General features: G+C 64.0%; 29 protein-coding genes. 14 read left to right on the top strand and 15 right to left on the bottom strand.

Translation table 11 applies throughout. The features are described 5' to 3' along the window. Positions 1-6: 6 nt before the first annotated feature. From flgH to OEZ49_RS01280, 8 genes are read right to left on the bottom strand one after another with little or no spacing between them, the layout of a single operon-like run. Positions 7-744, bottom strand: a complete 738-nt coding sequence (flgH, locus tag OEZ49_RS01315) for a flagellar basal body L-ring protein FlgH (RefSeq protein WP_263386637.1) — start codon at positions 742-744, stop codon at positions 7-9. Next, on the bottom strand, positions 744-1,160 hold the full coding sequence (gene flgA / locus OEZ49_RS01310; protein WP_263386636.1) for a flagellar basal body P-ring formation chaperone FlgA: 417 nt from the start codon (positions 1,158-1,160) through the stop codon (positions 744-746). Before flgA ends, flgH begins: the two co-directional genes overlap by 1 nt. Continuing rightward, complete coding sequence (gene flgG / locus OEZ49_RS01305; protein ID WP_263386635.1) at positions 1,160-1,945, bottom strand: flagellar basal-body rod protein FlgG; 786 nt, start codon at positions 1,943-1,945, stop codon at positions 1,160-1,162. Before flgG ends, flgA begins: the two co-directional genes overlap by 1 nt. Positions 1,946-1,966: 21 nt before the next feature. Beyond that, entirely contained in the window at positions 1,967-2,680 is a 714-nt protein-coding gene (locus tag OEZ49_RS01300; RefSeq protein ID WP_263386634.1) for a flagellar hook-basal body complex protein, read from the bottom strand. Next, a complete protein-coding gene (locus OEZ49_RS01295; protein WP_263386633.1) occupies positions 2,680-2,952 on the bottom strand; it encodes a flagellar biosynthetic protein FliQ in 273 nt (90 codons plus the stop codon). The genes OEZ49_RS01300 and OEZ49_RS01295 overlap by 1 nt, the downstream gene beginning before the upstream one ends. A 3-nt stretch (positions 2,953-2,955) precedes the next feature. After that, positions 2,956-3,246 carry a flagellar hook-basal body complex protein FliE gene (gene fliE / locus OEZ49_RS01290; RefSeq protein ID WP_263386632.1) on the bottom strand — a complete coding sequence of 97 codons (291 nt, stop codon included), beginning with the start codon at positions 3,244-3,246 and terminating at the stop codon, positions 2,956-2,958. A gap of 26 nt (positions 3,247-3,272) precedes the next feature. Further along, entirely contained in the window at positions 3,273-3,665 is a 393-nt protein-coding gene (flgC, locus tag OEZ49_RS01285; protein ID WP_263386631.1) for a flagellar basal body rod protein FlgC, read from the bottom strand. Positions 3,666-3,677: 12 nt separating this feature from the next. Continuing rightward, positions 3,678-4,067 carry a FlgB family protein gene (locus OEZ49_RS01280; RefSeq protein WP_263386630.1) on the bottom strand — a complete coding sequence of 130 codons (390 nt, stop codon included), beginning with the start codon at positions 4,065-4,067 and terminating at the stop codon, positions 3,678-3,680. Positions 4,068-4,153: 86 nt separating this feature from the next. Between OEZ49_RS01280 and OEZ49_RS01275 the strand changes: the two genes are divergently transcribed. Then, on the top strand, positions 4,154-5,491 hold the full coding sequence (locus OEZ49_RS01275) for a FliI/YscN family ATPase (protein ID WP_263386629.1): 1,338 nt from the start codon (positions 4,154-4,156) through the stop codon (positions 5,489-5,491). A gap of 33 nt (positions 5,492-5,524) precedes the next feature. Here OEZ49_RS01275 and OEZ49_RS01270 read toward each other — a convergent pair whose 3' ends face one another. The 3 genes from OEZ49_RS01270 to OEZ49_RS01260 all read right to left on the bottom strand — a co-directional run bounded on the left by OEZ49_RS01270 (position 5,525) and on the right by OEZ49_RS01260 (position 8,818). Continuing rightward, on the bottom strand, positions 5,525-7,042 hold the full coding sequence (locus OEZ49_RS01270) for a tripartite tricarboxylate transporter permease (protein WP_263386628.1): 1,518 nt from the start codon (positions 7,040-7,042) through the stop codon (positions 5,525-5,527). A 1-nt stretch (position 7,043) separates the two neighbouring features. Beyond that, entirely contained in the window at positions 7,044-7,538 is a 495-nt protein-coding gene (locus tag OEZ49_RS01265; RefSeq protein WP_164130748.1) for a tripartite tricarboxylate transporter TctB family protein, read from the bottom strand. A 299-nt stretch (positions 7,539-7,837) separates the two neighbouring features. Next, the gene (locus OEZ49_RS01260) at positions 7,838-8,818 is read right to left on the bottom strand and encodes a tripartite tricarboxylate transporter substrate binding protein (protein ID WP_263386627.1); all 981 of its coding nucleotides are present in this window, start codon (positions 8,816-8,818) and stop codon (positions 7,838-7,840) included. Positions 8,819-8,925: 107 nt separating this feature from the next. Here OEZ49_RS01260 and OEZ49_RS01255 point away from each other — a divergent pair, with 107 nt between their 5' ends. The 8 genes from OEZ49_RS01255 (at position 8,926) to OEZ49_RS01220 (ending at position 17,879) form a co-directional block, all read left to right on the top strand. After that, positions 8,926-9,591 (top strand): response regulator transcription factor, encoded by a 666-nt coding sequence (locus OEZ49_RS01255; RefSeq protein WP_164130744.1) that lies wholly within the window; start codon positions 8,926-8,928, stop codon positions 9,589-9,591. Next, positions 9,588-10,970, top strand: coding sequence for a sensor histidine kinase (locus OEZ49_RS01250; protein ID WP_263386626.1), 1,383 nt, complete (start codon positions 9,588-9,590; stop codon positions 10,968-10,970). The genes OEZ49_RS01255 and OEZ49_RS01250 overlap by 4 nt, the downstream gene beginning before the upstream one ends. After that, positions 10,940-11,965 carry an ABC transporter substrate-binding protein gene (locus tag OEZ49_RS01245; RefSeq protein ID WP_263386625.1) on the top strand — a complete coding sequence of 342 codons (1,026 nt, stop codon included), beginning with the start codon at positions 10,940-10,942 and terminating at the stop codon, positions 11,963-11,965. Before OEZ49_RS01250 ends, OEZ49_RS01245 begins: the two co-directional genes overlap by 31 nt. Before the next feature lie 90 nt (positions 11,966-12,055). Further along, positions 12,056-12,907 carry a flagellar motor protein MotB gene (locus OEZ49_RS01240; protein WP_263386624.1) on the top strand — a complete coding sequence of 284 codons (852 nt, stop codon included), beginning with the start codon at positions 12,056-12,058 and terminating at the stop codon, positions 12,905-12,907. A gap of 90 nt (positions 12,908-12,997) precedes the next feature. Further along, positions 12,998-14,293 (top strand): flagellar hook protein FlgE, encoded by a 1,296-nt coding sequence (locus tag OEZ49_RS01235; protein ID WP_263386623.1) that lies wholly within the window; start codon positions 12,998-13,000, stop codon positions 14,291-14,293. A gap of 26 nt (positions 14,294-14,319) precedes the next feature. After that, positions 14,320-15,771 carry a flagellar hook-associated protein FlgK gene (flgK, locus tag OEZ49_RS01230; protein ID WP_263386622.1) on the top strand — a complete coding sequence of 484 codons (1,452 nt, stop codon included), beginning with the start codon at positions 14,320-14,322 and terminating at the stop codon, positions 15,769-15,771. A gap of 3 nt (positions 15,772-15,774) precedes the next feature. Then, entirely contained in the window at positions 15,775-16,782 is a 1,008-nt protein-coding gene (locus OEZ49_RS01225) for a flagellin (protein WP_263386621.1), read from the top strand. Continuing rightward, a complete protein-coding gene (locus OEZ49_RS01220; RefSeq protein WP_263386620.1) occupies positions 16,779-17,879 on the top strand; it encodes a flagellar basal body P-ring protein FlgI in 1,101 nt (366 codons plus the stop codon). Before OEZ49_RS01225 ends, OEZ49_RS01220 begins: the two co-directional genes overlap by 4 nt. A gap of 237 nt (positions 17,880-18,116) precedes the next feature. Here the strand turns inward: OEZ49_RS01220 and fliP are convergent, their stop codons facing one another. From fliP to fliF, 4 genes are read right to left on the bottom strand one after another with little or no spacing between them, the layout of a single operon-like run. Next, positions 18,117-18,866, bottom strand: a complete 750-nt coding sequence (gene fliP, locus OEZ49_RS01215; RefSeq protein ID WP_263386619.1) for a flagellar type III secretion system pore protein FliP — start codon at positions 18,864-18,866, stop codon at positions 18,117-18,119. Beyond that, positions 18,863-19,147 carry a FliM/FliN family flagellar motor switch protein gene (locus OEZ49_RS01210; protein ID WP_164130725.1) on the bottom strand — a complete coding sequence of 95 codons (285 nt, stop codon included), beginning with the start codon at positions 19,145-19,147 and terminating at the stop codon, positions 18,863-18,865. The genes fliP and OEZ49_RS01210 overlap by 4 nt, the downstream gene beginning before the upstream one ends. Before the next feature lies 1 nt (position 19,148). After that, positions 19,149-19,739, bottom strand: coding sequence for an ABC transporter ATP-binding protein (locus tag OEZ49_RS01205; RefSeq protein ID WP_263386618.1), 591 nt, complete (start codon positions 19,737-19,739; stop codon positions 19,149-19,151). Beyond that, positions 19,739-21,343 carry a flagellar basal-body MS-ring/collar protein FliF gene (gene fliF, locus OEZ49_RS01200; protein ID WP_263386617.1) on the bottom strand — a complete coding sequence of 535 codons (1,605 nt, stop codon included), beginning with the start codon at positions 21,341-21,343 and terminating at the stop codon, positions 19,739-19,741. Before fliF ends, OEZ49_RS01205 begins: the two co-directional genes overlap by 1 nt. 118 nt (positions 21,344-21,461) lie before the next feature. Here fliF and OEZ49_RS01195 point away from each other — a divergent pair, with 118 nt between their 5' ends. From OEZ49_RS01195 to OEZ49_RS01175, 5 genes are all read left to right on the top strand, one after another. Then, positions 21,462-21,968, top strand: coding sequence for a flagellar basal body-associated FliL family protein (locus OEZ49_RS01195; protein WP_263386616.1), 507 nt, complete (start codon positions 21,462-21,464; stop codon positions 21,966-21,968). 9 nt (positions 21,969-21,977) lie between these two features. Beyond that, positions 21,978-22,418: a DUF6468 domain-containing protein gene (locus tag OEZ49_RS01190; protein WP_263386615.1), complete on the top strand. Its 441-nt coding sequence runs from the start codon at positions 21,978-21,980 to the stop codon at positions 22,416-22,418. Beyond that, complete coding sequence (locus tag OEZ49_RS01185; protein WP_263386614.1) at positions 22,415-23,014, top strand: MotE family protein; 600 nt, start codon at positions 22,415-22,417, stop codon at positions 23,012-23,014. Before OEZ49_RS01190 ends, OEZ49_RS01185 begins: the two co-directional genes overlap by 4 nt. Positions 23,015-23,077: 63 nt before the next feature. After that, entirely contained in the window at positions 23,078-23,947 is an 870-nt protein-coding gene (motA, locus tag OEZ49_RS01180) for a flagellar motor stator protein MotA (RefSeq protein ID WP_263386613.1), read from the top strand. After that, complete coding sequence (locus tag OEZ49_RS01175; protein ID WP_263386612.1) at positions 23,947-26,151, top strand: hypothetical protein; 2,205 nt, start codon at positions 23,947-23,949, stop codon at positions 26,149-26,151. The genes motA and OEZ49_RS01175 overlap by 1 nt, the downstream gene beginning before the upstream one ends. Positions 26,152-26,168: the final 17 nt, after the last annotated feature.

Genomic DNA, 26,168 nt, shown 5'->3' with positions numbered 1-26,168 from the left:
GCCCCCTCAGAACGGCAGGACCATGTCCAGCACCTGCTGGCCATAGCGCGGTTGCTGCACATCGGTGATCTGGCCGCGCCCGCCATAAGAAACCCGGGCCGACGCGATCTTGTCATAGGTTATCTCGTTCTGGCGCGAGATGTCCTCGGGCCGGACAAATCCCGATACCAAAAGCTCGCGCAGTTCGAAATTTACCCGCAGTTCTTGCGAGCCGGAGATCGACAGGACCCCGTTCGGCAGCACGTCCACCACGGTGGCCGCAACCCGCAGGGTCAGCTTCTCCTTGCGCTTGACCGAGCCACGGCCGCCCGAGGCGCTGGTGGAATCGACCGAGACCGCCTCGTTCAGCGAGGCGCCTTCGGGCAGGTGTTCGTCTATCCGCTGCGGCAGGCCGAAGAGGCCGGGGACCGACAGGCTTTCGGAGCCCGAGCGCGAGCGGTTGGTGTCGTTCGAGATCTCGGCCTTTTCGTCGATCTCGATCACCACGGTCAGGATATCGCCCTTTTTCATCGCCCGCTGGTCACCCAACAGCGAGCTTTGCCCGCCGCTCCACAGCGAGGCGCGGTCGACGGTGCGCTGCGGCTGGGTATAGAGCGGCAGACCGGGCCAGAGCATTGCCACCTGTTCGGGCGACTCGGTGTTGGGCGTGAAACTCGGCGCCTTGCCCAGATGGTCGGCCCGTCCGCAGGCGGACAGGACCAGGGCAAGGGCGATCAGGCGCGGAACAGGGCGGGAGTGGAGCATCATTTCACCTCGATGGAGCCGTCCGGGCGGATCTGCCCGGAGACGGTGGTTCGGGAACTCAGGTTCATGACCCGGATCACATCGCCCGCGGCCCCGCGCCCCAGGGCGCGGCCTTCGGTCGAGATGACCAGCGAACCACGATCGAAATAGAGCGTGACCAGGTCGTTGCGGTCGACGATGGCGGGCGGGCCGATATCGTCGTAACGGATCGGCCGGCCGGGATAGAGGGCGACGCGCGCCTCTTGCCCGACAACCTCGGACGGGTCGGCATAGACCCCCGCCATGTCCACGGATTTCAGCACCAGATCCTCGGGGCCGATGATCGCCTTGGCGCGGATCGTGCGCGACGGCACCAGGATCTCGGCCGTCGCCGCCTGTGGCAGGCAGAGCGCCAGGGCCAGGGCCAGGGTACGCATCAGCGCACCTGTGTGGTGGCGCTCATCATCTGGTCCACCGCCGAAATCACCTTGGCATTCATCTCGTATCCGCGCTGCGCCTCGATCAGCTCGGTCACCTCGCGCACCGCGTCGACAGAACTGTCCTCCAGGTACCCTTGCCGCAGGGTGCCCAGGCCGTCTTCGCCCGGGTTGCCGACAATCGGATTGCCCGAGGCCTCGGTCTCCTTGAACAGGTTGCCGCCAACCGCCTCGAGGCCCTTGGCATTGGCAAAGCTCACCAGAGTGATCTGGCCCAAGAGCTGCCCTTCGGCGGTATCGTCGAAATAGGCATAGACCTCGCCCCCGGCATTGATCGACAAAGAGCGCGCATCGGTCGGAATGGTGATCTCGGGCGCCACGGCGTAACCTTCGGAGGTGACCACTAACCCCTCGGCCGAGCGTTTCAACGCCCCGTCACGGGTATAGGCCGACTGCCCGGAGGGCAGCGTCACTTCAAGATAGCCGCGCCCTTCGATGGCGAGATCCAGGTCGTTACCGGTGGCCGACAGCGCACCCTGTTGCAGGTGTACGGTCACCGCCGCCGGGCGCACCCCCAGCCCCAGCTGCACCCCGGTGGGCAGCACGGTGCCATCCGCCGCGTTCACCGTGCCCGCGCGCGAGGCCTGCTGGTAATGCAGGTCGGCAAACTCGGCCCGCCGCGCGTTATAGCCGGTGGTGTTCATGTTCGCGAGGTTGTTCGAGATGGTCTCGACCCGCATCTGCTGGGCGGTCATGCCGGTGGCGGCGATTTTCAGGGCGCGCATATCAGGCTCCTCTTGTCTGGATCAGCGCAACAGCGTGTCAACCGCGTTGCGAATGCGTTGGTCTTCGGTTTCAAGAAAACTCTGCCCAAGCTCATAGGCGCGCTGGATCTCGATCATCCGGGTCATCTGGTCGATGGCGTCCACGTTCGAGCCTTCGAGAAACCCTTGCAGGATGGTTGCGCCCTCGGCCGGTTCGACCCCGCCTTCGGCGCGGAACATCACCCCGCCTTCGCGGATCAGCCCGATGACGTCCACCGGTTGATAGAGCCCGATCTGGCCCAGCAGGCGGCCACCGCCGCTGACGGTGCCATCAGCCCCGACCGTGATCCCGTCGATATCCGGCGGTACGAAGATCGGCGCGCCGTTGGCATCCATCAACCGGTATCCGTCGGGATTGACCAGATCGCCCTGGGCATTGGGAACAAAGGTACCGGCCCGCGTCAGGCGTTCGCCGCCGGGTGTTTCCAGCAGGAAAAACCCATCCCCCTCGATCGCCAGATCGAAATCGCCGTTGGTCTGGGACAGGACCCCCTGCTGCTGCGAGGTGTTGCGGACTTGGCCTCGGGCCATGGATAGGGATGTGTCGCCCAACCCGCCACGGATGAATTCCGAAAATACCAGCCCCTCTTGCCGGTAACCGGTGGTGGCGGCGTTGGAGATGTTGTTGGCGATCACCCGGGTCTCGTTCATCAGACCGGCCTGCCGGGACAGGATCGAATAGCTTGCGGCGCCCATCAGTAGCCTCCTGCGATCAGGGGTATCAGCGTGGTGGTGAAGTAATTGACCAGCGTCTGCGCCATGAACCCCATCGAGATCCAGAACACCACGACGATGGCCGCCAGTTTCGGCACAAAGGTCAGGGTCATCTCCTGGATCGAGGTCAGGGCCTGGAACAGGCCCACCGCGACCCCGGTGACCAGCGCGACCGCGAGGATTGGGAACGAGGTGATGACCGCAATCCACAGCCCCTGCCGCACCGTGTCAAAGAACAGACCCTCGGTCATCATGGCTCAGACCGGCATCCTCAGGATTTCCTGATAGGCCTCGACCACCTTGTTGCGCACGGTGACCGCGGTTTCCACCGCCAGTTCCGACTGTGCCAGCGCCTGCACCAGCGCATGCGGATCGGCCTGGCCGATCATCGCCGCCTTGGCGGTATCCTCGCTGTGTTGCAGGGTGGCGGCAAAGTCGCGGAAGGTGTTGCGCAGCCCTTGTGACGCAGTTTCCGTGGCGGGGTCGGCCTGGGTGGCGGGGCGCGCCGAGGCATAAGCCTGGGCGGCGGAAAGGGAGCGGATATCCATTCTGGCTGTCCTTCTGAGTTCTGTCGTTACTTGCGGAGAAGATCCATCAGGCCTGACGACATCTGCCGTGCCTGATCGAATAGCTTCAGATTGGCCTCATAGCTGCGCTGGGCCTCGCGGGCGTCGGCGATCTCGATCATCAGATCGACGTTCGACCCTTTGTAATGCCCGGTTTCATCGGCCATCGGATGCGAGGGGTCGTATATTTCGGGCAGATCGCGCCGGTCGACCTTGACCCGGCCCGTGCGCACCAGATCAGTACCTTGGTCGCGATCGTGGGCGGTTTCGAACGGGACCGTCTTGCGCCGGTATCCCGGCGTGTCGGCGTTCGAGATATTCTCGGACACATGACGCAGGCGGGTGGCCTGGGCGTTCAGCGCACTTGCGGTGACGGCAAGGGATTTGGAAAATTCGCTCATCTCGAAACCTCCTTAGGCGCGGCCCAGGCCGACGCGCAGGATGTTCAACGAGGATTTGTAGATCGCCAGCGCGCGGTCATGCTGGCGCTTGACCTCGACGGCCTTGAGCATCTGACCTTCAACACTGACATTGTTGCCGTTCGGATCACCCGGCGCATCGGTTTCGAAGGTTTCCCAGCTCTGGCTGGCCTGCCCCGCGCCGTTCAGGTGACGGTCGCGCGTCGCCTGCATCGGGCGCTCGGCTCCGGTTCCGGCAAAGGCTTCGGCAAACCCCGCGATGTCGCGCTCGCGGTATCCGGGCGTGTCGGCATTGGCCATGTTCCGCGCCACGACAGCCTGTCGTTGACCCGCGTGTGTTGCCATGGCGTACGCCATCTTAAAGACGTTCAAGTCCGAGAACATCGGGGCTTCTCCCTCGATCAATTTCAATCAAGGCTTAACCCCGATTCGTTTAGAAACCGTTGTCAGGGAAGAGAAGGAGACCCCCGATGACGGCACCCGATCTGCGCGCGCTCAAAGCGGCCTTTGACGATCTCAGCCTGGTCCGCCATGTGGGCCGGGTGATAGGCGTGGCGCGCGGGGTAATCCGCATCCAGGGCCTCTCCAGCAAGGCACAGATCGGCGACCGGCTGGAACTGAAACGCAATTTTGGCGCCGCCTTGTGGGGCGAGGTGCTTCAGGTCGAGGACGGCATCGTGAACATGCTGCCCGACGGCGCGCCCGAAGGCGTGGCGATGGGCAACCGGGTGGTGCTGCACCAGATCCCCGCATTCTCGCCCGGCCGACACTGGCTGGGCCGTGTCATCGACCCGTTCGGACGGCCACTCGATGGCCGCCCGCTGCTGCGCGGGGGTAAATCCCGCGACCTGATGGCGCCGCCGCCGCCTGCGGTGCAGCGCAAACCGATGGGCGCCCGGATGGCGACCGGGCTGTCGGCGCTCAACACCTTGCTGCCCATCGTGCGCGGCCAGCGGGTGGGCCTGTTTGCAGGCTCGGGCGTGGGCAAATCCAGCCTGATGGCGACACTGGCGCGTTCGATTCAGGCGGATGCGGTGGTGGTGGCCCTGATCGGGGAACGCGGGCGCGAGGTGAACGAGTTCGTGGACAAGGCGCTTGGCCGCGACGGCATGGCGCGCTCCGTGGTGGTCGCCGCCACTTCGAATCAGTCGGCACTGGTGCGCCGCCGCTGCGCCTGGGCGGCGATGAGCGTCGCCGAGGCGCTGCGCGACGAGGGGCTGAACGTGCTGTTCCTGGCCGATTCGATCACCCGTTTCGCCGAGGCGCATCGCGAGATCTCGGCCGCCATGGGCGAGGCGCCGGCGCTGCGCGGCTATCCGCCCTCGGTGACGCCGTTGATCACGGGCCTGTGCGAACGCGCCGGGCCGGGCACCGCGAAGCAGGGCGACATTACCGGCGTGTTCAGCGTGCTGGTGGCCGGGTCGGACATGGATGAACCCGTGGCCGACATTCTGCGCGGCGTGCTCGACGGGCATATCGTGCTGAGCCGCGAGATTGCCGAGCGCGGGCGCTTTCCGGCCATCGATGTGGGCCGCTCGGTCTCGCGCAGCCTGCCTGCCGCCGCCACACCCGAGCAGAACGAGCTGATTGCCGAGGCGCGACGCCTGTTGGGCGCCTATGAACAGTCCGAGGTGATGATCAAGGCCGGGCTTTATGCCGAAGGATCGGATCCGCTGTTGGATCAGGCGGTGCGGCTGTGGCCGGAGTTGGACAGTTTCCTGGCCCGGGCCGACCAGCAAGGGATCGAACACAGTTTCTCGCGCCTGCAACTGATCCTGCGCCGGGCCAAATCCGGCCCCAGAAAGTGACAGGCCCCGGCGTGCCGGGGCCTCTCCAGTGTCTTAGTCGGCGTCCGCCACCCCCTCGGCCCTGAGCCGCGCGCGGCGGGCGCGATAGCTGGGCAGCACCACAAGGATGACCGCAAGCGCCAGCAGGCCCAGCGTCATCGGCCGCTCAAGAACGAACCCCAACCCGTCATAAAGCTGCAATGCGCGGGCAAAGTTGTTTTCCAGCATCGAGCCCAGGATGAACCCGATCAGCAACGGTGCCAGCGGATAATCGGCAAAGCGCAGCACGGTGGCACAAACGCCAAGGCCGACAAGGATCAGAAGCTCGGTGGCATTGTTCTGGCCGATATAGGCCCCCATCAAGGTAAAGAACAGGATGAACGGGATCAGGAAGGTGCGCGGGACCGCCAGAACCTTGGCGATATAGGGGATCAGCGGCAGGTTCAGGATCAACAGGATCAGGTTGCCCAGATACATCGAGATGATCACCGCCCAAAAGATCTGCGGATCGTCCAGCATCAGCCGTGGCCCCGGCGTGACGTTCAGCGCAATGAGCGCTCCAAGCAGGATCGCCGTGGTGCCCGAGCCGGGAATACCCAGTGTCAGCAGCGGCACGAAAGACCCCGTGCAGGCCGCATTATTGGCGGTTTCCGGCGCCGCCAGCCCCTTGAGCGAGCCCTTGCCGAATTCCTCCTGCTCTTCCTTGGTGGCGATGTTACGCTCGACCGCATAGCCGAGGAAACTGGCGATCGTCGCGCCCGCGCCCGGCAGCACGCCGATCAGGAACCCCTGGATCGACTGCCGCCCGATCACCGGCGCGATGGTGCGCGCCTCGTCCCGGGTGATGCGCAGATCCTTGATCTCGCCGCCCTCGCCGCCCTGGGCCGAGCGGGACGGGTCGAGCACGAGATAGATCGCCTCGGGCAGGGCGAACATGGCCATGGCCAGCGTGATGAAACCAAAGCCGGATTGCAGGTCCATGACACCCATGGTGAAGCGCGGCATGTTGAACAGCGCACCCTCGCCCACCGTGGCCATGATCAGACCCAACAGCGTCATCAACAGCGCCTTGCCCACCTGACCGGATCCGGCAAAGGCTGCGATGGCACTGAGCCCCACCACCATCAGCGCGAAATACTCGGCCGAATGAAAGAGCAGCGCGACCGAGGCCAGCGCCGGCGCGAACACCATGAGCAGGATCGCCCCGATGGTGCCGCCACAGAAGCTGGAGATCGCGGCCACGGTCAGCGCCTTGCCGGCCTTGCCCTGCCGCGCCAGCGGATAACCGTCGAAACTGGTCGCCACGGTCGAGGCGACACCAGGCGCGTTGATCAGGATCGACGAGGTCGATCCGCCGAAGATCGCGCCGTAATAGACGCCTGCCAGCAGGATCAGCGCCGTGGATGGGTCGCCGATGGAGATGGCCACGGGGATCATGATGGCGATGATCGACATCGGCCCCAGCCCCGGCAACATGCCGATGAACGTGCCGATCAGGCAGCCGCCGATGACCATGAGGATGTTTGTGATCGAAAAGGCAGTGCCCAGACCGATCAGGATACCTTCGAGCATGTCAGCCTCCGTTTGTCAGGAAAACAGGCCAGGGGCTGAGGAAGATCCCCAGCACGACCTGAACCAGGTACCACACGATGCCTGCCGCCGCCGCGGCCACCGGCAGCAGGATATGGAACCGCCGCTCGCCCAGGATCACGGCGCCGACGCTCAGAAATCCCAGCGTCGAGAGCAGGAAACCCAGCGGCCGGAGCAGCAGCGCATAGGCCACCATCAGGCCCAGCAGCGCCAGGGCCTGCCCAAGTTTGTAATCGGTCAGACGACGATAGTTGATGTCCATCGGCTTGGGATCGGCCGCGCCCTTCTCGAGCCCCAGCAGGATCGACAAGGCGGTCAGAACCGCCAGGACCGACAGGATCTTGGGAAAGGTGCTGGGCCAGATCGGGTTGCGTTTCATGAACGGGGCAAGGCCCGCGTCCATGGTGAAGAAGGCGGCATAGCCATAGGCAAGACAGATCATCAGGATGACCAGCGCGATCCAGCGGTCGAGTGCCATAAGATCCTCCGGGGTGTGTTGGGTTGAGGCGGTTATGGGGGCGCTGCCCCCGCCGCCCGTGCCGGGCGACTCCCCCGGGATATTTTCTGCAAGAGGAAAGACAATGTTAACCTTGATCCCGCAGGCTTGGTTCACGGTACAGGCTGGGAAGCCGATGACCGTGCAAGGGGAAGGTTATGCTTCTTCGGCGGAGGGGAGGGCCGGGCGCTCTCCCCTTCCTCTTGCTTCAAATATCCCGGGAGCGCGAGGGTGGAACTCTCGCACATCACGAACAAGCGCGGCGCAGCCGCACCTTTGGGTTACAGGAAACCCAGCTTGCGCATCAGGTCGCCGATCTGCTGTTCCTGCTTTTCCAGGAAGGCGCGGAAATCGTCGCCGCTGTTGTGGATGTTGACCCAACCATTGCGGGCGCGCACGGCTTCCCATTCCGGTGTGTCATACATCTTTGCAATCACGGCCTGATAGGCGGAAAGCCGGTCTTCCGGCAGGCCGGGGGCGCCAAAGAAACCGCGCCAGTTCACAAAGGTCGTGTCGATCCCCTGCTCCTTCATCGTCGGCGCGTCGGGATAGGCGGCGACCCGGTCATCCGAGGTGACGCCGATGATCTTGACTTCGCCGGCATTGGCCAGGTCGATCGCTTCGGAGAAACCGGTGCTGAGCGCCGCGATCTCGCCCGAGAGCAGTGCCGCCATCGCCTTGCCGCCTGCGTCATAGGGGATGTATTTCACCGCCAGCGCGTCCTTACCCGCGGCCTCCATCACCATTGCCGCCACCAGGTGGTCCATGCCACCGGGCACCGAACCGCCACCGATGGCGGTGCCGCTCGGGTTGGCGTCATAGGCGGCGAGCAGGTCGCTCATCGAATTCACCGGGCTGTCCTTGCCCACCACGATGGCGGCATAGTCGCCGATGGTTCCGGCGACCAGCGTCAGGTCACGGAAGTTCTGCGGGAACACGCCGGTCAGCGAGCGGATGATGATCGGGGTCGAATTGACCATCAGCGTGCCGTGGTTCGAGGCGGCATTTTCGATCAGGTAGCCGATTGCCTTGCCGCCGCCGCCGCCGGACATGTTTTCATAGCTGGCGGTACCTACCAGACCCGCTGCGGTCAGCGCCTCGCCGGTGCCGCGCGCGGTGCCGTCCCAGCCGCCGCCAGCGCCGCCCGGAACGAGGAAATGGATGCTGTCGACCACAGGTTCGGCCAAAGCCGACGTGGAAAAGGCAAATGCCGCGGATGCGGCGGCCATCATGACCCGGCGGGTCAGGTTCAGTTTCGTCATCTTGTCCTCCCGTTTGACAAAGCGAATTTCGGTCGCCCATGTGAAAGGAAAGCCATGCCAAGCTGACACCAACCTGTCGCCGGCAAGGTCGGAAAGGAGGGGGACGGATGCGATTCCTGCTGGTCGAAGACAATCAGAGCCTGGCGGCGGCCATCCTTGACCGGTTGCGCCTGGATGGGCATGTCGCCGATCATGCCGCCGATATCGACACCGCCGAATCATTTGTGATCACAACAGATTACGATCTGATTTTGCTGGATATTATGCTGCCGGACGGCGACGGTCGCAGCTTCCTCAAGGCGCATCGCGACGGTCAGAACGAAACGCCTGTGATCGTGCTGACCGCGCGGTCCGAAGTATCGGACCGAGTTGGTGTGCTGGATCTGGGTGCCGACGACTATCTGACAAAACCCTTCGATTTTTCCGAGCTCGAAGCCCGCTGCCGGGCCGTTCTGCGCCGTCGCGGCGGCCGCTCGTCGAATCAGAAACGAATCGGCGCGCTCACTTTCGACCCTTTGGCTGGAACGCTCGAAGTGGCCGGCCAACCTGTCGCGCTCCGCAACAAGGAACTGCGCCTGCTCGAAACATTCCTCGCTGCTCCCGATCAGATCCTGTCCAAGGCCCGGCTGGTGGACCGGTTGTTTTCCTATGACGAAGATGTCTCGGAAAACGCCATCGAGGTCTATGTCGGCCGGTTGCGAAAAAAAATCGCGGGTTCCGGGGTCGAGATCGTCACCGAGCGCGGCCTGGGCTACCGGATGCGGCTGGCATGAGCGGCGTCCGCCTCAGCGGCTCGATCCGGCGGCGGCTGACCCTGCAACTGGTCGGCAGTGCGGCAATCCTTGCGGCGCTGCTCTTTGTCATCGTCCAGACCTTTACCCGCGACCTGGCCGAAGAGACCCATGACCGTATCCTGCTGGCCTCGGCCACCTCGATCATGGACGCCGTCTCTATCCGGTCGGGCGAGGTGACGGTGGATTTGCCCTATGCCGCGCTGTCGATGCTGAGCAATGTCAGCGACGACCGGGTGTTCTATCGGGTGGTGCTGGGGCAAGAGACCCTGACCGGCTATCCGGATCTGCCGCTGCCCGAGCCGCTGCCAGGCGATGATGACCCGCTGTTCCAGACACTGGATTTCAAGGGGGAAAGCGTGCGCGTGGCAACAGCGGTGCGGCGGCTGTCGCAGAATGGCGTGCCGACCCATCTGGCGATCTCGGTCGCGCAAACCCGCACCGGTCAGGTCGAACGGCTGGACGCCTTGTCGCGGACCGCGCTAATGCTGGGGGCGGGATTCTTTGCGGTTGCGGTTCTGCTGGCGGTCTGGGCCGCGCAATCCTCGATCCGGCCGCTGCGCGATCTTGCCGGAATGGTGGCGCGTCGCGGGCCCAAGGACCTGCGCTCGGTGACCCGCCCGGTGCCCTCGGAAATGGCGCCGCTTGTCTCGTCTCTCAACAGTTTCATCGAGCGGCTGCGCCTGTCGCTGTCCCGGTCCGAGGATTTTATCGCCGAGGCCGCGCATCGCGTGCGCACGCCGCTGGCCACGGTGCGGACCCAGGCCGAGAACACGCTGCACCGGATCGAGCGGCCGGAAAACCGCGCCGCCCTGCGCGAGATGATCCGCGCCATCGACGAAAGCTCGCGCGCCGCCGGACAATTGCTGGACCATGCCATGGTCAGTTTCCGGGTCGACAGCCTGGAGCGCAGCCCCGTCGACCTGACCGAACTGATGCATGAACTTGTCGATCGCCTGCGCCCGGTGGCCGATCTCAAGGACATCACGCTGGAGCTGGAGGCGACCGCGCCGCATCCGATCCTGGGCGATCCGATCCTGGTGCAGAATGCCGGGCGTAATCTGCTGGACAACGCGATCAAATACGCCCCCGACGAAAGCCTGGTCCGGGTCGCGCTGAACACCGAAGGCGGGATGCAGACGGTCACCATCTGCGATCAGGCCGGCGGCTTCCCGACCGACCAGCTTGACCAGTTGACCGAACGGTTCGTGCGTGGGCGCAATGCCGAGGGCACCATTGGCTCGGGTCTGGGCCTGACCATCGCCCGCGAAGTGGCCGAGGCTCATGGCGGGCGGTTGGAGATAAGAAACACTCAAGACGGAGCCGGAGCATGCGTCACGCTGGTCTTTCCCTCTGCCTGATCCTCTGGGCCTGTGCCGTCTCGGCCTTTGAAATCGAGGGCCGCGAACGGTTTGGCCCGGTCGACGGCCGGGTTCTGCGCGTGCTGTCGACCACCGATATCGACATTCTGCGGCCGCTGATCGACAGCTTTCTGCGCGCCCGGCCCGGTGTCGCCATCGACTATACCGTGGCCAGCAGCGCCCAGGTGATGCAGGCCATCGCGGACGAGGGTGAGCGGTTCGACATGACGTTGTCCTCGGCCATGGACCTTCAGGTCAAGCTGGCCAATGACGGGTTCACCCGCGCGCACCGGTCGGCCTGGACACCGATGGTGCCCGACTGGGCCAACTGGCGCGACCATGTGTTTGCCTTTTCCCAGGAAACCGCGGCCATCGTGATCTCGCGCGCCGCGTTTTCCGGCATCGCCCCGCCGCGCACGCGACAAGAGCTGATCGACGTGCTGCGGCGCGACCCGGACAAGTTCCGCGACCGGGTCGGAACCTATGACGTGGCGGTCAGCGGCCTGGGCTATCTCTTTGCCACCCAAGACGCGCGCACCGCCGAAAGCTTCTGGCGGCTGATGGAGGTTCTGGGAAGCCTGCGGGTGAAACTCTACTGCTGCTCGGGCGAGATGATCGAGGCGGTGGCCAATGGCCAGATCGACGTGGCCTATAACGTGCTGGGCAGCTATGCCCGGGCCCGGCGCGACCTGGCCGACCGTATCGTGGTGATTGAGCCCGAGGAATACACCAACATGATGATGCGCACAGCGGTGATCCTGAAGGACTCGACCGAACCGGAGCTGGCGGGCGCCTTCACCGATCACCTGATCGCGGCCGCCTGGTCGGTGCCGCCCGCGCCCGAATACCCGTTCCAGGACCCGCCGCAAAGCGTGCGGGCGCTTGGCTCGACCCTGCGGCCGATCCAGTTGGGGCCGGGCTTGCTGGTGTTTCTCGACACGTTGAAGCGGAACCGCTTCCTCACCGAATGGGGCGATGCCGTAAAGCAGAACTGACCGTCGTTTTCTCTAGAGTTTTACCTGTTATGCATCCCTTAACGCCTGCATTGGTATCCCGTTACTTGGGTGAATAAGAAGGTGGTGGAGATGGGTACGCATTCCAATGCGGCGCCGATCATCATCAAGAGGAAGAAATCGGGTGGTGGCGATGGCCACCACGGCGGCGCATGGAAGGTGGCTTATGCCGACTTCGTGACCGCCATGATGGCCTTCTTCATGTTGATGTGGCTGCTGAACGCAACGACAGAAAAACAACGCAAGGGCCTGGCCGATTACTTTTCCGATACCATACCGGTCAACCCGGTATCCGGCGGCGGAGACGGATCGTTCGGCGGCGACAGCATGTTCTCGGAAAACACGCTGGTGACAAATGGCACCGGCGGGGTGAACCGCAGGCGCGCCGATGCCGAACGCTCGCGCGGGTCGACCGGGGTCGACCGGCAGGGCGGCGACCGGGCGCCGTTCGAAGAGTTCAAGACACTCGAAGCGGTCCTTCAGGGACGCGGCGGCGAAAGCCTGGTCAGCGAGCAGCTGCGCAAGCATATCGTCACCCGGGTCACCGACGAGGGCCTGATCGTGGAGCTTTTCTCGACCGACGAATCGCCCCTGTTCGAACAGGGCACGGACCGGCCGACCACGCTGATGAAGGACCTTGCAAACCTCATCGTGCGCGCCTCGGACATGGTCACGAACGGTATCGCAGTTGGGGGGCACATACGCGCGCACCCGGTGGTGCTGGCACGAAATCCGGTTTGGGAACTGTCGACCGCGCGGGCCGAACGCACCCGTGTCCTGTTTGAAGGACAGGGGTTGAAGCCGGAGCGAATTCAGCGTGTTACCGGACATGCCGACCGCAAGCTGACCGACAGCAACCCGATGGCCGCGCGCAACGACAGGATCGAGGTAACCTTTCTGCGCAGCGCCTCGCCCCAGGGATAGACGGCATTTTAGACGTTAGAACGGTGTTAAGCGGTCGTGCGCTAGCTGTTGCATCAGGTTTTTTCCGAGATGCATCAGAAAGGCGTGTCCATGACCATTTCATCTTCGCTCAATGCCGGGGTCGCGGCGCTGACCGCCAATGCCAGCCGCCTGGCTACGATTTCGGACAATATCGCGAATTCGTCCACCTTCGGGTACAAGCGCGTGGAAACGGATTTCCACGCGATGGTGAACGCCAGCGGCCGGGGTACCTATTCGGCGGGCGGGGTGCGCACGACCAACCAGCGCCTGATCGACCAACGCGGCTCGCTGGTTTCGACCAGCAATTCCACCGACCTTGCCGTGCGGGGGCGCGGCATGCTGCCGGTCATGCGCAGTTCGCAACTGGCACTGGGCACACAGGAGATGATGCTGGCCACGACCGGCTCGTTCCGCACCAACGACGAAGGCTATCTGGTCACAGAATCCGGCCTGGTCCTGATGGGATGGCGCGCCAATGCGGACGGCTCCATTCCTAACCTGCCGCGTGACACATCGGACGGGCTGGAACCGGTACAGCTCAGCGTCAATCAATTGTCCGGCTCGCCCACCACAGAGATGGTGTTGCGGATGAACTTGCCCGCGACTGCCACAGATGCAGGAGCGCCGGGCGACACCCAGCCGCTGTCGGTGGAATATTTCGACAACTTAGGAAAATCGGAAAATGTGCAGATCGAACTGATCCCGACCGTCCCCGCGACCGGCACCAGCAATGAATGGACGATGATCCTGCGCGACACCGCATCTGGGGGGGCCATTGTCGGGGAGTTTACCCTGGTTTTCGACGATGGTCGCGCCTCAGGCGGCACCCTGCAATCGGTCACAGCAGTCACCGGAGGGGCCTATGACCCCGCGACCGGCAGTATGGTGGTCAACGTGGCCGGCGGACCGATGGAAATCAACGTCGGTCAACTCGGAACTGCTGATGGCATCACGCAACTGTCGGATACATTCGCACCAGTTTCGATCACCAAGGACGGCAACGCCGTCGGCACCATGAACCGGGTCGAGATCGACGAAAACGGATATGTATATGCCTTTTTCGATACCGGTGTCAGCCAGCGGGTATTCCAGATCCCGCTGGTCGACATGCCCAATCCCAACGGCCTGGTTGCATTGGACAGCCAGACCTACGCCCCCTCGCGCGACAGTGGAACCTTTTTCCTGTGGGATGCGGGCGACGGGCCCACCGGCGATCTGATTTCATTTGCGCGCGAGGAATCGACTACCGATGTCGCGACCGAACTGACGGCGATGATCCAAACCCAGCGCGCCTATTCCTCAAGCGCCAAGGTGATCCAGACGGTCGACGAGATGTTGCAGGAAACCACCAATATCAAGCGCTGAGCGCGCCCTGAGTCCGGAGGCCACCCATGACCATCTCAACAGCGCTCCAATCCGCCCTCACCGGCCTGACCGCCGCAAGCCGGGCTTCGGGCCTTGTGTCCGACAACATCGCCAATGCGTTGACCCCGGGATACGCTCGCCGCACGCTGGAACTGACGGGAAACATCGTCAGCGGAACCGGCGTTCGCGTCGCCGGCATCACCCGGCATTCTGATCCGGTTCTGGTGGCCAACCGGCGCGGCGCCGATGCATCTCAGGGTCATGCCGAAACCGTCTCCCGGTTCCATGGGGAAATGGCCAGGCTGGTTGGCGGGGTGGACGATCCCACCTCGATCCCGAACCTGATGGCCGAGTTCGAAAGCAGCCTGATCGCGGCGGCTAGCAATCCGGGCGCCCAGGTGCGGCTGGACGCGGCCGTTGATGCAGCCGTCGATCTGGCACAGGCACTGAACCAGGCTTCGGACGGGCTGCGCAGCGCGCGGATCGGGGCCGATCGCAGCATCGGCCAACAGGTCGACCGGCTGAATCTGATCCTCAAGGATATCGAAGAGATCAATAGCCGGGTTCAGACCACCAAACTTTCTGGCGGCGATACCTCCGCGCTTCTGGATCAGCGCCAGCGGCTGATTGACGAGGTCAACACCATTGTGCCTGTCAACGTCGTCAGCCGTGACCACGGCAGCATTGCACTGTTCACCGACGGCGGAGCGATCCTGCTTGATGGCAAGGCAGGGCAATTCTCGTTTGCGCAGACACCGCAGGCGATGCCGCATATGACGGTGGAGAACGGTCTGCTGTCCGGCTTGCAGTTCAACGGCTCACCGATCCGCACCGCCGGCACCGGAGCGCCAATCGCGGGCGGCACCCTGGCCGCCGCTTTCGAGGTGCGCGACACGCTTGCGGTCGAGGCACAAAAGGGGCTCGATTCCGTCGCCCGTGACCTGATCGAGCGGTTCGAGGCACCCGGGTTGGACCCAACCGCCGCACCGATCGATCCGGGTCTTCTCACCGACAACGGGGCGCGGTTTTCGTCCACCGGCGAGGTCGGACTGGCCGGACGGCTGGAGGTAAACGCCGCCGTTGATCCGGCGCGGGGCGGCCAGTCCTGGCGTCTGCGCGACGGTTTGGGCGCGACCCACCCCGGCGCGCCCGGCGATGCCACCCAGATAAAGGCTTTTCATCAGGCGCTGACGACCCAACGCCCCGTCGCTGGCGCGGTGTTTGGCACCGCTGACATGACCGCCGCCGATCTTGGTGCCGCCCTGCTGTCTTCGGTATCGCAAAACGCCAGCCGGGCGACCGAACGACTGACCTTTGCCACCGCCAGCCAGACCGAAATGCACCGGATCGAACTGCAACAAGGGGTCGATACCGATGTCGAGCTACAAACCCTGATGCAGATCGAACAGGCCTTTGCCGCCAACGCCCGTGTCATCGAAACCGTGTCCGAACTGATGGACACCTTGTTGAGGTTGTAGACCATGTCATTGAATTCGATCGGAGATCTGGCGCAAAACCTGATGCTGCGCAGCCAGGGCACCCGCATCCGGATGCAAATCGATACACTTACGCAAGAGCTGAGCTCGGGCCAGGTCGCCGATGTCACAGGTCGGCTGCGGGGTGACTTCTCGCACCTCGCCGACATGGACCGGTCGCTCAAACGACTGCACGCGCTGTCGACCGCCGCCGCCGAAACCGGCTTGCTGGCCGACGCGACCCAGGCCAGCCTGGAAACCGTCAACACCGCAGCCACGGATCTGTCCGACTCGCTGCTGTCGGTTTCGATGTCGAACCAGGCCGTCAGCCATACCCAGGCGGCAGTCAAGGCCCGGTCGGCACTCGATACCATGGTCTCGGCGCTCAACACATCGCTCGCTGGCCGATCGCTGTTTGCAGGCATTGCCGAGGACCAGTCGCCGTTGCAATCTGCCGATACCCTGCTGAGCGAGCTTCGCACCGCCATATCAGGCCAATCCACGCCGTCCGACATCCTTCAGGCCGCGCAGGACTGGTTCGATGACCCGGCAGGGTTCCAAACTGTGATCTATGCAGGTTCGGGCCAATCCCGAAACCCGGTTCAGGTATCGGCAAACGGCCAGGTGGCTCTTGCCCGCCGCGCCGACGATCCAGTGTTCCGCGAGGGCTTGATGCTGGCGGCAGTCGCCGCCCTGGCAAACGATCCGGCCCTGTCGCTCAACACAAAAACCCAAAGCGCGATCTTCGAGGCGACCGGAACCGGCCTGCTGGGAACCCGTGAACGCCTAGTCGAACTGCAAGCCGAGGTTGGCGATACCCAGGCCCGGGTCGAGCAGGCCAAGACAGGCAATTCCATGGCCCGAACCAGCCTGGAGCTGGCACGCGGCGAACTGATCGGCGCGGACCCCTATGAAACCGCGATCCGGCTCGAGGCGGTGCAGTTCCAGCTTGAAAGCCTCTACACGACAACCGTGCGCAATTCGCGCCTGACCCTGGTGAATTTCCTGCGATGACCCTGTTTCGTCTCCTCGCCTGTCTCCTCCTGCTCCCCACCCTGGCCCAGGCCGGGGCCGTCCGCCTGAAAGATCTCGTCGAATTCGACGGGGTGCGCGGCAACGACCTGGTCGGTTATGGGCTGGTTGTCGGTCTCAATGGAACCGGCGACGGGTTGCGCAACGCGCCCTTTACCGAAGAGATCATGTCGACCATCCTCGAACGGCTGGGAGTCAACGTCACCGGAGAGGAGTTCCGCCCCAAGAACGTGGCGGCCGTGTTCGTCACCGCCAGCCTGCCGCCCTTTGCCCGCGTCGGCAGCCAGATCGACATCACGGTTTCCGCTATCGGGGATTCCAAGAGTCTGCTGGGCGGGACCCTGATCATGACACCGCTGAACGCCGCCGACGGCCAGATCTATGCCGTGGCGCAAGGGACAGTTCTGGCGGGCGGCGCCTCGGCCGAGGGTCAGGCGGCCTCTGTCGTGCGCGGCGTTCCGACCGCCGGGGTGATCCCCTCGGGCGCGCGAGTCGAACGCGAGATCGAGTTCGATCTGGCCTCACTCACACAATTGCGCCTTGCCTTGAGAGAGCCGGATTTCACCACCGCGGGCCGGATCGAGGCGGCGGTCAACGCCACCTTCAACTCGCGGGTCGCGATCATGCGCGATTCCGGCACGGTGGAACTGGATATCGCGGCCACCCGTGCCCGCTCGACCGCGCATGCAATCGGCCGGATCGAGAACATCCTGGTCGAACCGGAACGAAAGGCGCGCGTGGTCGTCGATCAGCGTTCGGGCACAATCGTGATGGGAGCCGATGTGCGGATCTCACGCGTGGCGGTGTCGCAGGGCAGCCTGACATTGCGGGTCGAAGAAACCCCAATCGCGGTGCAGCCCAACCCGTTTGCCGATGGCGACACGGTCGTGGTGCCGCGCACCACGGCCGAGATCGAACAGGATCCCGGCATCAAGCTCGCGGAACTCCCCGAAAGCGCCTCGCTGTCGGATGTGGTTGCCGGGTTGAATGCACTGGGGGTGTCACCGCATGACATGATCGAAATCCTCAAGACGATCAAGGCCGCCGGGGCACTGCACGCTGAGTTCGTCGTGCGCTGAGGCGGCCTGTCAAACGGACCGCGCCGCATTGGCGGGCCATACTCCCCACGATGACTGAAGCACGGAGCGCAGCCCTGCATTGCGCCCCGGACCAACTGCCAGGTGCTTGACCAAGCCTGCCCGGAATTCGCATTCAGCGGGTTGAGCACGCAATTGTCCAAAAGACGGGAAAGCGGTTCAGGAAGAGGGCCCGCCAAAAGCGCTGTCAGCCGGGGCCGGGTGCGAATTCCGGGCCGATCAGCCCATGTAACCGCGCACAAGGGCGCTGGCGATAAGCGACCAACCATCCGCCAGAACAAAGAAAGCCAGCTTGAACGGCAAAGCCACGGTTGCCGGAGGAACCATCATCATGCCCATAGACATCAGCACCGCCGCAACCACCAGATCGATGATCAGGAATGGCAGGAACACCAGGAACCCGATCTGAAAGGCGCGGGCGACTTCGGACAGCATGAACGAAGGGATCAGGACCGAAAGCGGCGCTTCCGGCGCGGGCGTCAGCACCTCGCCCCCTGGGCGCAGCGCCGCCATGGCCAGAAACGTGTCGGCATCCAGCCGGCCGGCCATAAAGACGCGAAAGGGTTGCAAGGCCTGCTCCATCGCCGGCTCGACCGTAATCTCCTCGCGCAGCATCGGGGCGATCCCGTTGACCCAGGCCTCGGCAAAGACGGGTTCCATCACGAAATACGTCAGAAACAGCGCCAGGCTGACGATCAGCATGTTCGGCGGCGACTGTTGCAGACCTATGCCTTGCCGGAGGATCCCCAGAACGGTGACCAGCAGCGGAAAACAGGTGATCATGATCGCCAGCCCCGGGGCCAGGCTCAGCACGGTGATCAAAACGATCAGCTGAATGGTTCGCGCCGAGATTGAGCCGCCTTCTCCGAAGGAGACAGAGATCTCCTGCGCCAGGGCGGGTCCGGACGTGGCCAGAACCAGACAGAGCGACAACCCGGCCGCAGCCGCCAGGCAGGGGGCGCGTCTCATCCCAGACCGTTCGACAGATCCGAGATTTCCGTCAACCGAACTGCCAGTTGTCCGGCCTGATCGCCGCTCAGCTCTTCGAGCTGGCCGCGCGCGACAAGGCGGTCGCCAACGTAAAGTTCCACTGGGTCCTCAACCCGTTTGTCCAGGGTCAGCACCGCGTTTTCGCCCAACCCGATCAGGTCGCGGATCAGCGGGCGGGCACGCCCAACGGACACGGTGATCTCAATCGGGACAGAGTTGAACGGGTTCTTGGGTTCACCAGATTGTGCCGGCTCACGCATGTCAGGACACCTCTTTTGCCTGATAAAGGAAGGATTCCATCGCCTCGGAAATGGAGACCAGGATCGATGAACAATCGACATCGCGTTCCTGCGCCCCGATCCGCAAACAGGCCTGCCCATCCGGAAGGGATGCCTCTTCGACCAGTTGGACCGGAAAGGAAAACTCCTGATCCAGAACCGGTTTCAGCACCGCGCCTACGCCCGAGGGCACGATCAGCAGCGCTGGTTGCGCCACCTGTTCCCGCGCCATGGATTTGAGCTGCTCGACGATGTGATGCGTGAAGCTCTTATCCATGGTGCCTGGCAGAACCGTGGTCATCAGGCTTTCGAACATCGGCTCCAACGACAGCGACATCTGGGTCAGCGCCTCGTTATAGGTAAAGGAAAGGTCCTCAAGGTTGCGCGCCAGAGCCGCCGTGACGCGGCCATTGTCCTCGGTCCGGGCCTGAACGGCGTCGTCCCAACCGGCCGAATAGCCCTTTTCGAAGGCAGTCAGCCGGATTTCCTCCAGCCCGTCCTCGTCGATCAGCCGGACCAGACCGGGATCCATCAGATTGATCTCGAAATCCTCAAGCAGGTGAGCGATGGACATCAGACCTTCTCCCCGTTGTTTTCATCCAGCCAGCTGCGCAGTATCTCAACCGTTTCTTCCTGTTTGTCGCCGATCATCGCGCGCAGGCGGTCCACGGCGGCCGTTCCCGCCCCCCCCGGCAGTGCGGGCAACGCCACACCGGCCTGCCCGACGGCAAGACCGGTGGTCTTGTCCTCGCTCGCTCCCCCCTCCTGGATCTCTCCGGTCAGCGCCGGCACCGGCGCGGCGCGTCCCAGCGGCATGGGTCCGGACAAAAGGTTCGGCGAAGCGGTCGGGCGCGTCAGGATCGGCCGCACTACAAACAGGGCCAGAACCAGAGTGACCACGGCCAGGGTCGCCATCTGGATCAGCGTCATCACGTCCAGGGACAGGCCCTGCAACAGCGAACCGCTGGCCAGCGTGCCCTGCGGTTCGAGATTGGGCAGGTCCATCGACTTGAGCGTGATCACGTCACCACGCCCACTTTCAAATCCGACCGCGGATTGCACCAGCTCGCGCAGCGCAGTCAGTTCCTCTTCCGGCCGGGGTTCAAATACCACCGTGCCATCGGCGCCGGCCGTGCGCAGCCCGTTGACCAAAACCGCGACCGTCAGCCGTTTGATCGCGCCCGGAACACGGTGGATTTCCTTTTCCATTTCCGACACTTCATAATTCACGCGTTCGCGCGTCGAGCTGGCCGAGGAATTCGACTCGTCGCCGGTGGCGCCATCCCCGTCCGGCAGGTTCGACGCCACCGTGACCTCTGACGACAGGTTCTTTGAGGCATCGGACCGCTCTTCGACATCGGTGCTGATCGCCACCCGCCCGTTCGGGTCGAACCGGCGTTCGCGGATCGATTCGGTCTCGGTCACCGTGTCGATGCTGATCTCGACAATTGCATTGCCCCGGCCGACCCGCGCCTCGACCAGACGCAGAACCCGCTCGCGCATCTGCTGCGCGCGATCCTCCGACGTTCTGTTCCCAGCGGCTTCCTGAGTGCCGATGACGCTGCCGTTCGAATCGATCACCGTCACGCTTTCGGCAGTCATTCCCGACACCGCCGAGGCCACCAGATACCGCACGGCGTTGGCCTGCGCCGCAGTGATCTGCCCGCCCGACGGCACGATCGAGACCGAGGCCGTCGGCTCGATCATGCGTTGAAACGGGTTGGCAGACCCGTTGGCAATGTGAACGCGCGCCTGCGCGATGTGGGGGCTCGCCACGATGGTGCGGGCCAGTTCGCCCTCCTTGGCGCGCCAATAGGCGGCATCGAACATCTGTGAGGTGGTACCAAAGCCACTGAGCGAATCGAGTAGCTCGTAGCCTCGTCCACCGTTGGCTGGCAGTCCCTCGGACGCCAGTGTCAGACGCAATTCGTCACGACGGGCGGCCGGGACATAAATTGACCCGCCGCGCACTTCATACGGGATGCCCTGCTGTTCCAGTGATCGCACGACCTCGCCCGCCGAGCCGCTTTCCAGGCCCGCATACAAAAGCTGCATGTTCGGGGTCGCGGCGAATCTCGACAGGCCGAGCACACCGAGGAACACCGCCAGCACGGCCCCCGCGACCACAAGCTGGCGCTTTCTGTCAAGATTTGCCCAGACCGTTCTAATCTGCTGCACGTAGCCCTCCGTCCTGCCGACCTTCTGCGCGGCGCCTCTTCTGTTTCCCTGATTGGCCTTAACAATCGGTTAGTTCCTGACGGGGTATTCCAGTAGGCGAACCAAGCTGGAGAGTGACATGGCTGACGCAACCGCCGACGCGATCGAACCGGAGAAGAAGTCCGGCAAGAAAGGGCTGATCGTGGGTCTTGCGCTGGCAATCGCCGGGGCTGGCGGCGGCTACTTCGCGACTGTGTCGGGGCTGATTCCCCTGGGCGCGCATGCCCAGGACTCGACTCACGACACCCCAGTACGTGGCGATCACGGCACACCCACGGCGCTGCCCAATGTGGGTTATGTCGATCTCCAGCCCATCATGGTCTCGCTCGCAAGCGGCGGTGAACAACGGCATCTGCGGTTTCACGCACAGCTCGAGGTGAACGAGGCCTATATTGCCGATGTCGAAAAGATACGCCCGCGAATCGTCGACGTCCTCAACAGCTATCTGCGGGCGGTCGAAGTCTCGGATCTGGACGGCCCGATGTCGCTGGCCCGGCTCAGGGGGCACATGCAACGCCGCATCAACATCGTTGCTGGCGAAGGGCGGATCACCGACGTGCTGATCATGGAATTCGTGCTGAACTAGGAGAAAAATGTGGAACTGATTGCGGATATTCTTCTGGTGGCAGGCGCGCTCGGGGCCGGGCTTTACTGTTTCGTGCTGGCCCGGCGCCTGAAGAAATTCAACGACCTGGAAAAGGGGGTCGGCGGCGCGGTTGCCGTCCTATCGGCGCAGGTGGACGAGCTGAACAAAACCCTGACCGTGGCGCGACAGACCTCGGACAATTCGGGATCGGCCCTGCAGGATCTGACCACGCGCGCGGAATCGGTAGCGCAGAGGCTGGAGCTGATGATGGCCTCGATGCATGACCTGGCACCACAGGCAGCCCCGGCGAACCCGCCGCAGGAGTTGCACGAGGTGATCCGGGAGGAGCCCAAGACAGCGATGGTCCAACCGCCCAAACAACCGACGCCCCCGCCAGCCGGCGTGATGTTCATGCGGCACGAGCGCAGTTCCGGCGGAGCCGACTCATGACCACGCCTGCGAAACCGGCAACCGCCGCCCGCGTGCGCGGCGGTGCCCTGCTGCTGATTTCCTCGCTGATGATCGGTTCTGCCGTGATCCGGATCGCGCTCGAGGCCGGGCCAGCCTTTGCCCGGGGCAGCGAGCCCGAACACGCGGCCGATGCGAAACCCGAAGAAAGGCGCGAAAAAGCCTCGGACGCCGATCTGAATCAGTTGCTGATCACGCTGCGCCAGCGGGAACAGGATCTGGATGCGCGCGAATCCCGTGTCATGGAACGCATGCGGGCGCTGGAGATCGCCGAGACCGCGATCGACTCGAAACTGGCGGAACTGAACGCGGCCGAGCAGACGCTGAGCGATACGCTGGCCAAGGCCAGCGTCGCGGCCGAAGGCGACCTGAGCCGCCTGACCGACGTCTATGACAAGATGAAGCCCAAGGACGCGGCGGCGCTGTTCGAGGAAATGGACCCGACCTTTGCCGCCGGCTTCCTGGCCCGGATGCAGCCCGAAACGGCCGCCGCCGTGATGGCCGGCCTCAGTCCTAAGGCCGCCTATACAATTAGCGTAGTTCTGGCGGGCAGAAATGCGTCGGTTCCCAAGGAGTGAAAACCGGAAATTAGGAATCTGCTGTTTAGGTCATAAAGAGTTCGGGGAGAGCGGAGACGGAAAATGATCGGCATAATCGGTATCGTGGTGATCTTCGCGATGGTGTTCGGTGGCTACCTTGCGGCCGGCGGAAAGATGACCATCATCTTAAAATCGCTCCCCTTCGAGATGATGATGATCGGCGGGGCGGCGACCGGCGCCTTCCTAATTTCCAACGACATGGGCGCCATCAAGCACACTCTCAAGGACATCGGCAAGGTGTTCAAGGGACCCAAGTGGAAGCCTGCGGATTACCATGACCTGTTGTGCCTCTTGTTCTCGCTGATCCGTATCGCCCGGCAGAATCCGGTCGAGGTCGAACAGCATATCGAGGATCCCGGCAGTTCGGCGCTATTTTCGAAATACCCCCGGATTCAGGCCGATCGCGAGGCGGTTGCCCTGATCTGCGACACGATGCGCTCGGCCTCGATGAACTATGACGACCCGCATCAGGTCGAAGAGGTGCTGGAAAAGCGGATGGAGGCCAATCTGCATCACGCCATGCATTCCAGCCACGCGTTGCAGACGGTGGCCGACGGCCTGCCCGCGCTTGGGATCGTCGCAGCAGTTCTGGGCGTGATCAAGACGATGGGCTCGATCGACCAGCCGCCCGAGGTGCTGGGCAAACTGATCGGCGGCGCGCTGGTCGGCACCTTTCTTGGCGTCTTTCTGGCCTATGGGCTGGTCGGCCCCTTCGCGGCCAAGGTCAAGGCGGTGGTCGAAGAAGACAATCATTTCTATCTGTTGATCAAGGAGGTGCTGGTCGCCAATCTGCACAATCACAACGCGTCCATGTGCATCGAGGTCGGCCGCCAGAACACGCCGGCGCATAACAGGCCCGATTTCGCCGAATTGGAACAGACTCTGAAGGGCCTGAAGCAGGGTGCCGCTTGATGGCCAGGGTCTGGATCATTGTCCTCATCGGCCTGATCGGAACGGCGGTGCACGCCACCGAGATCGACATCCGCTCGGGTGAACACGACGGGTTTACCCGGCTCGTGTTCCGAATCGCCCCAGACACCCAGTGGAACCTGGAAAGCGGTGCGAATGCTGCGCGCCTGACCATCGACCTTCCTGACGTGGTCTACCGGTACGATACGGTGTTTGGCCGGATCCCACGCACCCGCCTGGCAGCGCTGACCCAGACCGCGCCGGGTGCGCCGCTGGAAATGGAGCTGGCCTGTCCCTGCGACGCGCGTGGGTTTGTCCAATCCGGTTCGCTGCTTGTGGTCGACATTCGTCCGCGCCCGGAAAGCGCGCCGGTGCCGCCCGCTTTGGCGCCGCTCGCACCACCGATAGCCCTGCCGCTGGTCCCGGACCGGCTTTCCCGATCGTCCCCCCAGGACAGCCCCTCGGTCGGGCGGATCGGCGCGACGCATCCGCCGGCGTTTTCCGCGCTTCCAGTGCGGCAAGCCGGCCGCGCCGTCGAAACCCGGCTTTACTCGCGCATCCTGCGCGGCGTCGATCAGGACGTGCTGACCCTCGACCCCGAGAACACAGGCCGCGCCGCGCCGGATACGCTGGCGGCACAGATCGCGCTTGCAGAAACCCTGGAACAGGGTCTTGGCCTGTCAAACCTCAGGGTGAGCACCGTTGTCGACCGTGACCTGGGCAGGACACGGGATGGGATCGCATCACCGGACAGCCAACTGCCCTGTACCGACGCATCGCGGCTTGCAGTCCAAACCTGGGGCAACGATGCCCCGTTTCAGAGCCAGCTCGCCGGGCTTCGCGCCGGTCTCTACCGGGAATTCGACGCTGTAGACACGGATGTGGCGCTGCAAATGGCGCGGCTTTATCTCTATTTCGGGTTCGGCGCCGAAGCCCGGGATATCCTGTCCCTGGCCGGGGCCAACGCACAGGACCACTCTCTGCTCTCCGCCCTTGCCGACGCGGTCGATGGCGAACCGCCACGCCCCGGGAACCCGCTGGCCGGGCAACAAGCCTGCGATGGGCCGGCCGCCTTGTGGTCGGCCCTGACCGAGGGCCGGGTCGCCGAGAATGCCGATACCAAGGCGATGCTGCGCAGCTTTGCCGCCCTGCCGCAGCATCTGCGCGCCCATCTGGGGCCCACCTTGGGCGATCGTCTGACCGAGGCAGGTTTCGTCGACGCCGCGCGCCAGACCCTGCGCGGCACCGAAAGAACCAGAACCGCCGACCCTGTGTCGATCGAGGTGGTCGAGGCCAAGCTGGCAGAGCTCGAAAACAAACCCGATGTGCAGGAGGAGAAACTCTCGCGGATCGTGACGGACGACAAGGCATCCATCCACGCCCCATTGGCGCTGGCGGATCTGATCGAGAAACGCTGGGCCGAGGGCGGCGATATCTCCGAACGCGACCTGGAACTGGCGGCCGCCTTTGCGCACGAATACCGCAAATCGCAAATCGGCCCAAGGCTCGAGGCCGCGCATATCATCGGCCTGGCCCTGGCTGGCCGCTTCGATCAGGCCATGTTGGCGGTTGGCGCGACCGGGGCGGATCGGGATCAGCAGGCATGGACCGAGACCCTGAACCGGGTCCTCTCGCGCCTGACCGCGCGGTCCGACGACGTGACCTTCCTACGGCATGTCTCGATGTTGCCGAATGACCAGTTCCTTGCGGCGGAAATCGAAAACGCGGAACCGATCGCCCAGCGGCTGATCGCGCTTGGATTTCATGAACTTGCGCTGCGCTACGCCGATCGCCCGCAGGACCGCAAGGGGCGGCACGAACGTGCCGAGTTGATCGCGCGGGCGACGCTGGGCACTGGTCGGCCCCACCGTGCCCTGCTTGAACTGGCAGGCATAGAAAGCGACGAGGCGAACCGGATCCGGGCCGAGGCCTTGTACCGGACCGGCGATTATTCCGGGGCCGCCGATCTGCTGGCGCAGTCGGGGGACCTGGAGCGTGCCAGCCGCTATGCCTGGATCTCCGGCGCGTCCGATCCGATGCCGGGCACCGAGGGGACGGGATATGCGGAAATTCATGCCATCGGCAAGGACCTGCTGGAGCCCGAGACCGAATATCCCGAAACCCCGCTGGCCCAGGCCCGCAGCATCGTGGAAAACAGCAGTTCGATGCGTGACCGGATCGCAGAGATGCTCGGGCGGCTGGACTGACCGTTCGGCGCAAATCG

Origin of the sequence: Ruegeria marisflavi, from assembly GCF_025673445.1 — a bacterium.
In the GTDB taxonomy this organism is placed as follows: Bacteria; Pseudomonadota; Alphaproteobacteria; order Rhodobacterales; family Rhodobacteraceae; genus Ruegeria_B; species Ruegeria_B marisflavi.
This window is presented reverse-complemented; position numbering and strand designations above follow the sequence as displayed.